Origin of the sequence: Halorubrum sp. 2020YC2 (assembly GCF_018623055.1) — an archaeon.
GTDB lineage: Archaea > Halobacteriota > Halobacteria > Halobacteriales > Haloferacaceae > Halorubrum.
Window position 1 is genome coordinate 104,566 of record NZ_CP076019.1, and the last position, 13,629, is coordinate 118,194.

General features: G+C 71.1%; 12 protein-coding genes. 7 read left to right on the forward strand and 5 right to left on the reverse strand.

The window, feature by feature from the left end:
* The first annotated feature begins 53 nt into the window (after window positions 1-53).
* Entirely contained in the window at window positions 54-2,651 is a 2,598-nt protein-coding gene (locus tag KI388_RS00535) for a DNA topoisomerase (RefSeq protein WP_215087486.1), read from the forward strand.
* Window positions 2,652-2,737: 86 nt separating this feature from the next.
* Window positions 2,738-4,264, forward strand: a complete 1,527-nt coding sequence (locus tag KI388_RS00540; RefSeq protein ID WP_215087487.1) for a PAS domain-containing sensor histidine kinase — start codon at window positions 2,738-2,740, stop codon at window positions 4,262-4,264.
* Between the two features lie 18 nt (window positions 4,265-4,282).
* Here the strand turns inward: KI388_RS00540 and KI388_RS00545 are convergent, their stop codons facing one another.
* From KI388_RS00545 to KI388_RS00565, 5 genes are all read right to left on the reverse strand, one after another.
* Entirely contained in the window at window positions 4,283-4,642 is a 360-nt protein-coding gene (locus KI388_RS00545) for a DUF192 domain-containing protein (RefSeq protein ID WP_215087488.1), read from the reverse strand.
* A gap of 87 nt (window positions 4,643-4,729) precedes the next feature.
* Window positions 4,730-4,984 carry a glutathione S-transferase N-terminal domain-containing protein gene (locus tag KI388_RS00550; RefSeq protein WP_215087489.1) on the reverse strand — a complete coding sequence of 85 codons (255 nt, stop codon included), beginning with the start codon at window positions 4,982-4,984 and terminating at the stop codon, window positions 4,730-4,732.
* 208 nt (window positions 4,985-5,192) lie between these two features.
* Window positions 5,193-6,839 (reverse strand): thermosome subunit beta, encoded by a 1,647-nt coding sequence (thsB, locus tag KI388_RS00555; protein ID WP_215088702.1) that lies wholly within the window; start codon window positions 6,837-6,839, stop codon window positions 5,193-5,195.
* Window positions 6,840-7,056: 217 nt separating this feature from the next.
* Window positions 7,057-7,581: a copper resistance protein CopD gene (locus KI388_RS00560; RefSeq protein ID WP_215087490.1), complete on the reverse strand. Its 525-nt coding sequence runs from the start codon at window positions 7,579-7,581 to the stop codon at window positions 7,057-7,059.
* Window positions 7,582-7,647: 66 nt separating this feature from the next.
* Window positions 7,648-7,983 carry a hypothetical protein gene (locus KI388_RS00565; protein ID WP_215087491.1) on the reverse strand — a complete coding sequence of 112 codons (336 nt, stop codon included), beginning with the start codon at window positions 7,981-7,983 and terminating at the stop codon, window positions 7,648-7,650.
* Between the two features lie 193 nt (window positions 7,984-8,176).
* On the opposite strand from KI388_RS00565, the gene KI388_RS00570 reads away from it, so the two are divergent.
* The 5 genes from KI388_RS00570 (at window position 8,177) to pheA (ending at window position 13,509) form a co-directional block, all read left to right on the forward strand.
* Window positions 8,177-9,793, forward strand: a complete 1,617-nt coding sequence (locus tag KI388_RS00570; RefSeq protein ID WP_215087492.1) for a BCCT family transporter — start codon at window positions 8,177-8,179, stop codon at window positions 9,791-9,793.
* A 71-nt stretch (window positions 9,794-9,864) separates the two neighbouring features.
* Window positions 9,865-10,386, forward strand: a complete 522-nt coding sequence (locus KI388_RS00575) for a hypothetical protein (protein ID WP_215087493.1) — start codon at window positions 9,865-9,867, stop codon at window positions 10,384-10,386.
* A gap of 127 nt (window positions 10,387-10,513) precedes the next feature.
* Window positions 10,514-11,383: a CbiX/SirB N-terminal domain-containing protein gene (locus KI388_RS00580; RefSeq protein ID WP_215087494.1), complete on the forward strand. Its 870-nt coding sequence runs from the start codon at window positions 10,514-10,516 to the stop codon at window positions 11,381-11,383.
* A 2-nt stretch (window positions 11,384-11,385) separates the two neighbouring features.
* Entirely contained in the window at window positions 11,386-12,612 is a 1,227-nt protein-coding gene (locus KI388_RS00585) for a DR2241 family protein (RefSeq protein ID WP_215087495.1), read from the forward strand.
* Between the two features lie 90 nt (window positions 12,613-12,702).
* Window positions 12,703-13,509, forward strand: a complete 807-nt coding sequence (pheA, locus tag KI388_RS00590) for a prephenate dehydratase (RefSeq protein WP_215087496.1) — start codon at window positions 12,703-12,705, stop codon at window positions 13,507-13,509.
* Window positions 13,510-13,629: the final 120 nt, after the last annotated feature.

Here is a 13,629-nt window from a genome sequence, read left to right on the forward strand (position 1 = left end):
CGCAATCTCGCGTCGCGAAAGCTTTAGACCCGGGAGCGGCGTATCTCGGCGCAATGAGTCGCGGCCCCGAGCTGATAATCACGGAGAAAGACAACGCGGCGCGGCGCATCGCCGACATCCTGAGCGGCGAGTCCGCGACCGCGGAGCGGACCAACGACGTCAACGTCTACGAGTGGGGCGGCAAGCGGTGTATCGGCCTCTCCGGCCACGTCGTCGGCGTCGACTTCCCCGCCGAGTACAACGACTGGCGCGACGTCGAGCCGGTCGAGCTCATCGACGCGCCCGTCACCAAGACGCCGACGCAGGAGGGGATCGTCGCCGCGCTCCGCAAGCTCGCGCGCAACGCCTCCCGGGTCGTCATCGCGACCGACTACGACCGCGAGGGCGAGCTGATCGGCAAGGAGGCGTACGAGCTGGTCCGCGAGGTGAACGAGGACGTCCCCGTCGACCGCGTCCGCTTCTCCTCGATCACGGAGAACGAGGTGCAGGAGGCGTTCGCGAACCCCGACGACCTCGACTTCGAACTCGCGGCCGCCGGCGAGGCCCGTCAGACCATCGACCTCACGTGGGGCGCCGCCCTGACGCGGTTCCTCTCCCTTTCGGCCCGCCAGATGGGCGACGACTTCATCTCCGTCGGCCGGGTTCAGGGGCCGACGCTCAAGCTCATCGTCGACCGCGAGCGCGAGATTCAGGCGTTCGACCCCGAGTCCTACTGGGAGCTGACCGGCGAGCTTGCGAAGTCCGGCGGCGACCCGTTCGAGGCGCGCTACTTCTACCTGAACGACGAGGGCAACGAGCGCGAGCGCGTCTGGGACGAGACCGTCGCGGAGACGCTCACCGAGGCGCTCGACGCGGCCGACGGGGCGACCGTCGACGACGTCACCCGTCGGACCCAGACCGACGACCCGCCGACGCCGTTCAACACCACCGCGTTCATCCGCGCCGCGGGGTCGCTCGGCTACTCCGCCCAGCGCGCGATGTCGCTCGCGGAGGACCTCTACACCGCCGGCTACGTCACGTATCCGCGGACCGACAACACGGTGTATCCCGACGACTTGGAGCCCGAGGAGCTGATCGAGGAGCTCTCGGCGGCCTCGACGTTCGGGAAAGACGCCGCGAGCCTGCTGGACGAGGACCGCGACGTCGAGCCGACCGAGGGCGACGAGGAGACGACCGACCACCCGCCGATCCACCCCACCGGCGAGCTCCCCTCGGCCTCCGACCTCTCGGACGACGAGTGGGAGGTGTACGAGCTGATCGTCCGCCGCTTCCTCGCCACCTGCGCCGACCCGGCCACCTGGGAGCGCCTCCGCGTGGTCGCCTTGGCGGACGGCGGGGCGACTCCGATAGCCGAGAGCGCCGACGGACTCGCCGCCCTCCGGAACCCGGACGAGGCGGCGAGGCCGGCCGACCTCGTCGCGGACGGCGGCCTGCGGCTGAAGGCCAACGGGAAGCGCCTGCTGGAGGCCGGCTACCACGACGTCTACCCGTACCGCTCCAGCGACGAGCGGATCGTCCCGGACGTCGAGGCCGGCGAGACGCTGTCGCTGTCGGACCGCACCACCGAGGGGAAAGCGACCCAGCCGCCCCGCCGCTACGGGCAGTCGCGGCTCATCGAGGAGATGGAGAAGCGGCAGCTGGGCACGAAGGCGACCCGCCACCGGACGATAGAGAAGCTGTACGACCGCAACTACGTCGAGAGCGACCCGCCCCGCCCGACGCGGCTGGCGGAGGCGGTCGTCGAGGCCGCCGAGGAGTTCGCCGACCGGATCGTGAGCGAGGAGATGACCGCCCAGCTCGAAGAAGACATGGCGGCCATCGCGGCCGGTGAGAGGGCGTACGACGAGGTGACGGCGGCCTCCCGCGAGCTGCTTTCGAGCGTGTTCGACGACCTCACCGAGTCGCGCGAGGCCGTCGGCGACCACCTCCAGAACTCGCTGAAGGCGGACAAGACGCTCGGCCCGTGCCCGGAGTGCGGCGCGGACCTCCTCGTCCGGAAGTCGCGGCAGGGGTCGTACTTCGTCGGCTGCGACGGCTATCCCGACTGCGAGTACACCCTCCCGCTTCCCTCGACCGGGAAGCCGCTCATCCTCGACGAGACCTGCGAGGAGCACGACCTCCGCCACGTGAAGATGCTCGCCGGGCGGAAGACGTTCGTCCACGGCTGCCCGCAGTGTAAGGCCGACGAGGCCGACGAGCAGGAGGACGAGGTGATCGGCGTCTGTCCCGAATGTGGAGAGGGACACGGGGGGGAGTTGGCGATCAAGCGACTCCGCTCCGGCTCGCGGCTCGTCGGCTGTACGCGCTACCCCGACTGCGACTACTCGCTGCCGCTCCCCCGGCGCGGCGAGGTCGAGGTCACCGACGAGACCTGCGAGGAGCACGGCCTCCCGCACCTCCGCGTCCACTCCGGGGACGACCCGTGGGAGCTCGGCTGTCCGATCTGTAACTATCGCGAGTTCACGGCCCGACAGGAGGGGTCGGAGCTTCAGGCGGTCGAGGGGATAGGCGAGAAGACCGCCGCGAAGCTGAGAGACGCCGGCGTCGACGGCGTCGACGAGCTCAAATCGGCCGACCCGGACGACCTCGCGTCCGACGTTGACGGCGTGGGCGCGGCCACCGTGCGCGACTGGCAGGCCAAGGCGGACTGACCGGTCGGCGGCCGTCAGCCCCTCGCGTGCGAGACGACCCATAAAACCATAAACACATATGGACAGAGTGTTTCGATTATCAACAGATGGAGGACCGCGACGGAGCGCCGACGCCCGACGACGGACCGTCGTCGAGCGGCGCGGCCGGGATCCTCCGCGCGTTCGTCGAGGCGGTGCCGACCCCGACGCTCGTCTGTGACCCAGACACGCTGGCGATCCGCGCCGCGAACGCCCCCGCCGCCGACCTCCTCGGCCACGACCGCGGCACGCTGACGCTGATGGGGCTTCCGGACGTCGGGGAGACCGACGTCACCGTCGCCGGAGAGCCGGTCGCGGACGCCGCCGCCCCCTCGGGCCCTTCCGCCGGCCCGCCAGCCTCCGCCGGTTCCGCCCCTCGGGTCGAGCGCTTCGAGTGGAACGTCCGGCTCGGTGATCCGGGAGTACGGGTCGCCGCGGCGCTTCACACGGCGACGATCGCCGGCGGCGAGTGGCTCGTCGTCGGGTTCTCCGACGTCACGGACCGGGTCGCGGCCGCGACCGAACGCGACGCGGAGCGCCGGGTCGTCGACGCGCTGGCCGAGACCGTCCCGCTCGCGCTGTTCCGCTGTACGGAGGAGGGGACGCTCTCCCGCTGGAACGACCGGTTGGCGGCCGCCGCCGGCTACGAGCCGGATGCGCTGTCCGGGAGGGCGCTCACGTCGCTGTTCGACGAGGCGACGCGCGACGCCGTCAGCGAGGCGCTCTCTCGGGTGTACCGCGACGGTGAGTCCCTCTCGCGCGAGGCGCGGCTGCTCACTCGGACCGGCGAACGCGTCCCGTACCGGCTCTCGGTCGGTCCCGTCACCGACGGCGACCGGGTCGTCGGCGCGGTCGGCATGGGCGAGGACCTCACCGAGGCGTCGCTCAGGGAGGAGCGGCTCGCCGTGCTGACGCGGGTGTTGCGGCACAACTTCCGGAACGATCTCAACGTGGTCACGGGGTTCACGGGGCGGGCGGTCGAGGCGGTCGACGACCCCAAGCTGACCGCCGAACTCGAACGGGTGATCGAAACCGCCGAGCGGCTGTTGCGCCTGGGTGAGACCTCGCGGAAGGTGGAGCGGCTGCTCTCTCAGCGCCCCTCCCCGCGGCCGGTCGCGCTCGGGGCCGCCGTCGACGCGGCGCTCGAATCGCTCGACACCGCGGTCCGCGCTCGGGGGGTGATCGACGTCGACGTGCCGGAGGGAGTCGTCGTCTCCGCGGTCCCGTTCTTACCGGAGGCGATCACCGAACTCGTCGACAACGCGGTCCGGCACAACGACGCGGACGACCCGCGGGTTCGCATCTCGGCCGCGGAGCTGCCCAGCGAGTCGTGGGTCTCGCTCGTCGTGGCCGACGACGGACCGGGAATCCCGCCGGCCGAGCGCGCCGTCCTCACGGGCGAAGAGACGCCGCTCGAACACGCGAGCGGGCTCGGCCTCTGGTACGTGAACTGGATCGTCACCGCCGGCGGCGGGAGCCTCGACATCGTCGAGAGCAAGGCCGGCGGCAGTCGGATCGAACTGTCGCTGCGCGCCGCGGAGGAGTCGCCGGCGGAGGACGCGGAGCTGTTCGCCCCGGACGGAGGCACGGGGTAAGCCGGCCCCGCTCCCGGATCACCGTACGAGCCGTAGTTCGTCGCCGGCCGCGACCGGTTCGGCCGCGCCGGCCGGGAGTTCGACGACGGTGTCGGCGCGGCCGCGGCCCAGCCCGACGAACGGCGCGAGCCGCTTTTTCGCCGTCACCTCGCCGTCGACGAGCCACACCGCGTCGATCCCGAACGGCACGAACAGCATGTGGAGCCACTGCGTGTCGGCCTCGTCGAAAGGGAAGGCCAGCGCGTAGTCGTCCGGGATCGACCGCCGAAACATCAGCCCGCGGGCCTGTTCGAACGCCGAGCGCGCGACGTCGACGTCGCTCGCGAGGACGCGCTCTGACCCCGATTCGGGACGGTGAACGAGTCGCACGCCCGTCACCTCACCGGCGTCGGATAAATAGCCTCTCGTTCGCTCCGCGTCGCGTCTCGCGGCCGCGTTCCCGCGACCGCGCGCCGGGACCGCCGCTCAGCTCGCGCTCCCGTACGTCTCTTCGAGGTACTCGACGATGTCGTCGCTCTCGGGCATCCCCTCGACCCCGTGCTCCTCGTCGACGAGGACGGGGACGCCGGTCTGTCCGGAGACCTCCTCGACCTCCGTGCGCTCGCTGTGCGAGCGCGGCACCATCACCGACTCGTACTCCAACTCCAGGTCGGACAGCTTCGTCTTCACCTTCGCGCAGTACGGACAGCCTTCGAGCTCGTAGAGAGTCAGGTTTGCCATCGCCGTCACGTACGGCTTGGACCGGTAAAGAGGTGCGGCCGCGGATGCGTCCGACGCGCACGGGCGGTCGGGACGCGTCCGGATCGCGGACTGCGGTCCGGTCGGTCGGAGAGCGCGAAAACGGAGGAAAATCGGAGCGTTCGAACGGGGGAAGTTGTCGGGGCGATCCGCGGTCGGCGTGGGTGTCGAGGTTCCTTCGGAACCTCGCCTACATCGCGCCGCCCATGCCGCCCATACCGCCCATGCCGCCGCCGGGGGCGCCGCCCTCGTCGTCGCCGCCCGACGTCGAGAGGTCGCCCGCCGAGATGATGTCGTCGATTTTTAAGACCAGGTTCGCCGCCTCGGCAGCGGAGGCGATCGCCTGCTCCTTGGCGTGGGCCGTCTCGACGACGCCCGCCTCGGCCGTGTCGACGACCTCGCCGGCGAACACGTTGAGGCCGGCGTGCTCGTCGCCCGCCTCGTGGGCCGCGCGCAGGTCGACCAGCAGGTCGATGGCGTCGAGGCCGGCGTTCTCCGCGAGCACGCGGGGGATCAGTTCGAGGGAGTCAGCGAACGCCTCGACCGCGAGCTGCTCGCGACCCTCGACGGAGTCGGCGTAGTCGCGCAGGCGGCGCGCGAGCTCGACCTCGACGGCGCCGCCGCCGGGCAGGGTCCGCCCGTCGGAGACCGTCGTCGAGACCACGTCGATCGCGTCCTGAATGCCGCGCTCCAGCTCGTCGACGACGTGCTCGGTGGTGCCGTACAGGAGGAGCGTGACGCCGTGGGCGTCCTCGCCCTCGACGTAGAACAGCTCCTCGTCCGCGTCGCGCTCGACCGAGCCGACCGCGAGGTCGTCGGCGGTGAGGGAGTCCAGATCCGTGACGATCGGCGCGTCGAGGACGTTCTTCAGGAACGTCAGGTCGGACTTCTTCGTGCGGCGGACCGCCAGAACGCCCTCCTTCGCGAGGTAGTGCTGGGCGAGGTCGTCGATGCCCTTCTGACAGAAGACGACGTCGGCGCCCGACTCGACAATTTTGTCGACCTTCTCGCGGAGCTGCTCTTCCTCCTGGTCGAGGAACTTCTGGAGCTGGTCCGGGGAGTCGACGTTGACGGAGGTGTCGACGTCCGCCTCCTCGACCTCGATCGGGTCGTTGAGGAGGAGAACGTTCGCGGACTCGAAGTCCGTCGGCATGTCCTCGTGGACCGGGTCCTTGTCGATCGCCGCGCCGGTGAGCAGGCGTGACTCGCCCGCCGCGCGACCGGTGCGCGTCTCGATGTTGAGGTTCGCTAAGTCGACCACGTGGGAGCCGTCGTCGGCCGCGACGGTGACGCCCTGTACCGCGCGGACGACGAGGTCGGCGAGCACGTCCTTGTCCAGCTCAGCGCCCTTCCCGGTCATCGACGTCTCGGCCACGTTGCGCAGCGTCTCCGTGTCGTCGGGCTCGACGGCCGTCGCGACCTCGTCGATCTGCTCGCGGGCGTACTCGCTCGCGAGGTTGAACCCCTTGATGACCGCCGTCGGGTGGATGTCCTGTTCGAGGAGGTCCTCGGCGTTCTTCAGTAGCTCGCCCGCGATGGCGACCGCGCTGGTCGTCCCGTCGCCGGCCTCGTCCTCTTGGGTCTCGGCGACCTCGACGACCATCTCGGCCGTCGGGTTGTCGATGTCCATCGTCTGGAGGATGGTGACGCCGTCGTTGGTGATGGTGACGTCGCCCATCGAGTCGACGAGCATCTTGTCCATCCCCTTCGGCCCGAGCGTCGAGCGGACGGACTCGGCGACGCCGCGCGCCGCGGAGATGTTGTACTCCTGTGCGTCCTTGTCCTGGACGCGCTGGGCGTCATCGCCCATAATGATCATCGGCTGGCCCTGCTGCATTCGCTGACTCATACACCGCTTGATTGATTGTGATTCTATATAAATCTCTCGGTGAGGGGCGTCCGCGCGCGAACGAGCGCCGTCAGAAGGCTGCGACCGAAACCGCACGACTTCGACGCTTTCGGCCCTATTTCATGCGGGGAGTTAGCATTGATCTCTGTCGCTTCGAGAGCGCCGATCTGGTGGCATTTATATACATATCTCTCTCGGCCTCCCGTCACGCCGGTATCCCGCCCGCCAGAAGCGCGGCGTCGACGAGCAGCAGGACCGCGAACCCGGCGCTCGCCAGCAGGTAGGGCCGGGAGACGGCCGCCAACCGAGCCGACCCGGGCGCGGTGCCGGCCCCGTCGAGCGCCTCGGTCGGGAACCCCTCGGCCATGTATCGACCCCAGCCGATCTCCGGGTCGACCTCGCGTCGCATCCGGAGGACGCCCAGTTCGACCGCCCCGTTCATGACGCCCCACAGCGACAGCATCGCGAGGACGGCCCAGCCCCGGCCGGTCGTCGCGAGGAGTCCGAGCGGCGTGTACAGCCGCCAGACCATGTACGCGCCGGTGACCGGGAGGACGACGCCGGTCCAGCGCGTGACCATGAGGAGTCGGTGCGCGGCGTCGACGAACGCTGTGCGGCCGAGCGTCCCGTCGGTCGCCCGCGGCAGGGTCGCGTAGACGACGTACAGCGTCGCGCCGGTCCACAGCGCGCCGGAGAGCACGTGGAAGACGAACGCGGTCGTGAGGAGCACGCCTCCGTCTCCGCCCGGCTTCGGAATAAATCTCGGCCCGCGGCGCCGCGCTCCGAGACCGCGGCGTCACGGCAGGGTCAGAGTCCCCTCGTACCGGTGCGTGCCGTCGACCGTCCCCCGGTACTCGTACGCCGCGGGCGGCTCGATCCCCCACTCGCGGAGCCGCCCGTCGACCCCGTCGACGTAGGTGGTGAGGAACGACCCCCTGTCGCGGAGCGTCGGCGGCGTCCGAGCGTGTTCGGTCTCGAACCGACAGCGCGCCGTCCGCCCGTCGCCGTCGGCCTCGATCCTGACTCGGAGGTCAGACCGGAGCCGCTCGCGGACCGGCGGCGGCTCGCCGCGGAGGTGTCCCTCGCCGAACGCGTCGATTGCGGACAGCGCCTCGTTCGGGACGTGGTTCATGCCCCGACCGAGGGGCTCGCGGCGGGAATCGCTTGTCCCGCACGCCGCTCGCGCCCTGCCGGATCGGCCGTCGCGCTCGCGGCGGTCACTCGGGCGCGATGGCCGAGCCCGTCTCTCGCAAAAACCCGACGCAGACGCGGCCGGAAACAGGTTTAACCACGTCGCGCCCCACCTGATCGATACACGTTTGTTTATGAGTGAACGCTCCGTCGTCGAGTCGATACGCTCGTTCAGATCCGAGGCCGACCCCGTCCCCTTCGCCGCCGGCGCGCTGGTGACGTTCGCCTTCCTCGCGTACACCGCCGTCGACACGGACGGCGCCGCCGCCGCCATCGACGCGGCGTTCGTGACCTTCGGTCAGGGGCTCGCGTGGCTGTACCTCGGAACGGTGCTCGCGCTGGTCGGGGTCGGCGCGTACCTCCTGTTCAGCCGCTACGGCCGGGTCCGCCTCGGTGACGCCGAGCCGGAGTACGGCACGGCGTCGTACGTGGCGATGTTCTTCTCCGCCGGGCTGTCGGCCGGCATCGTCTTCTTCGGGCCCGTTGAGGCGCTCTTACACTATCAGACGGTCCCGCCGCTGTTCGCCGGCGAGGCGGCCGCGGAGTCGGGCGCGGCGGCGGTGCCGGCGGTCGCGTACACGGTCTTCCACTACGGCGTCAGCGCGTGGGGTGGCTACCTCGCCATCGGGCTGCCGGTCGCGTACTTCGCCTACCGGCACGACGCCCCGTTCCGCGTCTCCACCGCGCTGTATCCCGTTCTGGGCCCGGACCGGCTCGACGGCCTCGTCGCCCGGACGGTCGACACCCTCGCAGTCGTCGCCACCATCGGCGGGATCGCGACCGGGCTCGGCTTCATCGCCACGCAGCTGCTCACCGGCGTCACGTTCCGGACCGGCGTCGCGTTCGGCGACGCCGAGACGGTCGCCGTCATCGTCGGCATCACCGTCCTCTTCACGCTCTCGCTCGTCGCGGGCGTGAGCCGCGGCATCCGCCGGCTGTCCGTGTTCAACATCGCGGTCATGGCCCTGCTCCTCGGCGTGGCGCTCGTCGCCGGACCGACGACCGACGTGCTCAACGTCGGGGTGGCGGCGCTCGGGACGTACGCGACCTCCTTTTTCGAGATGAGCCTGTTCACCGGCAGCGGCGTCGAGGGCGGCGCGAGCTGGTCGGCGGCGTGGACCGTCTTCTACTGGTCGTGGTGGATCGCGTGGGCCCCGTTCGTCGGGCTGTTCCTCGCGCGGATCTCTCGCGGCCGGACGATCCGGTCGGTCGTCGGCACCGCGTTCGGGACGATGACTGCGGTCTCGGCGCTGTGGTTCACCGTCGTCGGCGGGACGTCGATCCGGCTTCAGGAGTCCGGCGCGGTCGACGTGCTCGGCGCGGTCGGCGAGTACGGCGACGGGGTCTCCGGCTACGTCATCTTCGGGGCGTTCCCCGGCGGCGAGCTGTGGCAGCTGCTGTTTCTGGTACTGGTGACGACGTTCTTCCTCACCTCCGCCGACTCCTCGACGCTCGCCGTCGGGATGCTCACGACCGGCGGCAGCCGGGACCCGTCCGGCGCGAACCGCGTCTTCTGGGGCGCGCTCCAGGGTGCGATCGCCTCCGTCCTCGTGGTCGTCGGCGGCGCGACCGCGCTTCGGTCGTCGGTGATCGTGACGGGCGCCCCGTTCGCGCTCGTCTGCCTCGTCGCCATGGGGGGATTCCTGCGGTGGCTGTCGGCATCTGCCGAGCCGGCCGCCAGCGACGGCCGCGAGCCCGAGCCAGACCCGGCGCCCGCCGCGCCGACGGCGCTCGCCGAGGACGACGACTGAGCCCCCCGGCGACCCCCTCTGCCGCCGCGGCGACCGAAACGGCCTTGCGGGACCGCCGCGCAGGTCCGCCCATGTCGCTGGCAGCCGACACCCGCGAGGCGGTCCGCTCGCGCCCGTTCGTCCTCGACGCGCTCCGCGCCGGGCTGTTGAACCACAGCGCGGCGGCCGCGTGGCTGGTCAAGGCCGCCGACCTCGACGGCAACCCCGACGCGGTCGCGGCCGCGCTCCGTCGGTTCCGCGAGGAACTGCCCGCGTACGCGACCGAAACGCGGACGGCGACCGTCTCGATGCGCAGCGGCGTGGGCCTCTCCGACGGCGAGACCGACTCGGACGCGCCCGACCCGCTGATCCGGGTCGGAGACGTCGCCCTCGTCCCCGAGGGCGACCGCACCGCGGTCGTCGCGACCGGCGGCGTCGACGCCGCGGCGCTCGCGGCGGCCCTCCGCCGACTCGCGGCCCGCGACGCCGGCGTCGCGGCCGCGGGAGTCGCGGGCGACGCGCTCGTCTGCGTCGTCGGTCGACGGGACGGTCCGGACGCGGTCCGAGCCGTCGAGGCCGCGCTCGACGCGGTGCCAGCCGTCGACCGACCCTGACGCGCGGCCGACGTTCCCGCCCGGACCCCTCTCGCGGTCCGCGCGTCCCGCCGTCGACCGTCTCGCTCCGTTCCCGTCCCCCCGAAGCCTCCGAAGTCCCTAAGAGCGGCGCGGCCCCAGATCGGGTATGCAATCGCTCGTCATCGTCGCGCACGGCTCGCACCTCAACCCCGAGTCGAGCGCGCCGACGTACGACCACGCCGACACGATCCGAGCGACCGGTGCCTTCGACGAGGTCCGAACTGGCTTCTGGAAGGAGGAACCGCACTTCCGAGAGGTGCTCCGCACCGTCGAGGGCGACGAGGTATACGTCGTCCCGCTGTTCGTCTCGGAGGGGTACTTCACCGAGCAGGTGATCCCGCGCGAACTCCGGCTCGGCGGCTGGGACGTCTCCGAGTGGGGGTCGGACGGGCTCTCGGCCGATCAGGCCACGCTCGTCGCCGAGGACATCGACCGCGAGGTCCACTACTGCGGCCCGGTCGGGACCCACCGCGCGATGACCGACGTGATCGTCCGGCGCGCGGAGTCGGTGACGGACGACCCGGACGTGGGCGACGACTTCGGCCTCGCCGTCGTCGGCCACGGCACCGAGCGCAACGAGAACAGCGCGAAGGCCATCGAGTACCACGCCGACCGGATCGCGGAGCGTGACCGCTTCGACGAGGTGAAGGCGCTGTACATGGACGAGGAGCCGGAGGTCGACGACCTCCCCGAGCACTTCGAGAGCGACGACGTGGTCCTGGTCCCCCTCTTCATCGCGGACGGCTACCACACCCAAGAGGACATCCCGGAGGACGTGGGCCTCTGCGAGGACCACACCGAGGGATACGACGTGCCAGAGACGGTCGACGGCACCCGGATCTGGTACGCCGGCGCGGTGGGGACGGAGCCGCTCATGGCCGACGTGGTGCTTGAGCGCGCGGCCGACGCCGGCGCCGACCTCGGGACCGCGCTCGACGACGTGCGCGAGACGACCCGCGTCGCCACGGGGGACTGACCGTGACCGACGCCACTTCCGCGACCGGCGACGAGGCGGGCGACGGCGAAGCGGGCGACGGCGGGCCGGAGGTCCCCGATATCGACCTCCCGAGCGACGCCTTCGACGCGGTCCTCGACGCGCTCGACGACCGCGACCCCGGCGACCCGATCCGGTTCGAGGGGTTCGGCGTCGCCCGCGTCGGGAGCGACACCGGAGACGGAAACGGCGACGCGGCGGGCGAGTACCGCCTCGACCCCGCCGACGGCGACCGCCGGGACGGGCTGTCGGAGCGCGAGCTCCACGAGGCCCTGTCGGAGCGCGCCCCGGCGGTCACGGACTGGTACGCCTTCGAGCGGGTCGTGGGCGAGTTCGGGCCGCGCCGCGCCTTCCTCCGCTGGATCGAGGACGCCGACGGCGAGACGGTGGCGACCCGGTACGCCGCGCTCGCGGAGGGGATCGAGCGCGCCTGGGGCGAGCTGCGGATTACGGCGACCGCCACGGACCGGGGCGAGCGGCGCTACGACGTGCGCCACGCCGACGACGCCGGCGTCCCCGTCGACGACCTGGAGGCGCACGAGGACCCGCTCGACGCGCGCGAACTCGTCACCTTCGACGAGAAGGGGCGGTACCGTCCCCTCAAGACCGCGCCGTCGCTCGCGGGCGGCTGGGTCTTCCCCGACCTCGGGCCGCGCGACCTCTACGAGACGGTGGAGACGATCTACCCCGCGACGGTCGCCAACTGGCACCGCGAGCGCGAGGGTGAGCTGGACGTGACCCACTGGCGCGAGACGATGGAACGCCAGTCGGGCATCTACGGCGTCGTGAAGACGTGGGACCGCGGCGAGGGCCACGAGCACGTCGACTGGGTCGCGGAGGCGTGTTGTGACGACTCGCAGTGTCTCAAGCGCCGGGAGTGGGAGTACGACGAAGACACCGACCTTGACGTCGACGGCGGCGACGGGGTCTTCCCCTGTCGCGAGCCCTGCTCCGTCGTCGTGTCCGCCGCGCGGAAGTGGACGCGGTTAGAGAGCGAGCAGCCGCGGACCTACGAGTTCGACCTGACGCCGAGCGAGAAGGAGCAGGTGGAGGACATCATCGACGCGGTCGCGGACGGCCGGACCGACGAGATCCGCGAGGCGGACGCGAAGGAGGGCGCGAACCGCTACCGCGCCCGGTTCCTGCGAGCGAAGCGGTTCGACGACGAGGGGAACCTCGGCGGCGTGCCGACCGACCCGGACGAGGAGTGACTCCCTCCGGGGGTCGGACCTGACCGCGCCGCCTCGGAAACATCGCCGCGCCCCGCAGGCTTTTCTCACCGCCCCCGGTACGGTGAGGTAATGAACGCCGTCACGCTGGGCCCCGCCGGCACGTACTCGCACCGCGCCGCGCGCGCCGTCGCCGCCGAGGTGTCGTTCCGGGAGTCTGTCACCGCCATCGTCGACGCCGTCGCGGACGGCGAGTTCGAGCGCGGGGTCGTCCCCATCGAGAACAGCATCGAGGGCTCCGTCACGGAGAGCCTCGACGCGCTCGCGGAGTACGACGTCTCGGTCTCCCGCGAGGTCGTCACCCCGATCCGCCACGCCCTCCTCGCGCAGGGCGACGGGTTCGACGTCGTCGCGAGCCACTCGCAGGCGCTCGCGCAGTGTCGCAACTGGCTGGAGGCGAACTACCCGAACGCCGGGCTCGAAGCGGTCGCCTCCACGGCTCGCGGGGTCGAGCGCGCCCGCGAGGACGCCCGCGTCGCCGGGATCGGGCACCCGGATAACGCCGGCGACGACCTCGCTATCCTCGCGGAGGACATTCAGGACCGCACCTCGAACGCGACCCGGTTCCTCGTCGTCGCGCCCGAGTCCGCCCGCGCCGACGCCGGCGGGAAGACCACCCTGATCGTCTACCCAAACGCGAACTACCCCGGCCTCCTGCTCGAACTGCTGGAAGCCTTTGCCGACCGCAACCTCAACCTCTCGCGGATCGAGTCGCGCCCGAGCGGCGAGCGCCTCGGCGACTACCTGTTCCACTTCGACGTGGACGCCGGCCTCTACGAGGACCACATGGCGAAGGCGGTCGCGGACGTGGAGGCCATCGCCGACAAGGGGTGGGTGAAGGTGTTAGGCTCGTACGACACCGAACACGTGCTGAACTGAGGCCCGAACCTCGGAAGGCGGCGGCCGATGCCGCCGATCCGATATTTAATTGACCAGCTCCGACGATGACGACTGTTTATAAATGAACGCAGCGGTGCGGTGGCGCGTGCCGACGAGCAG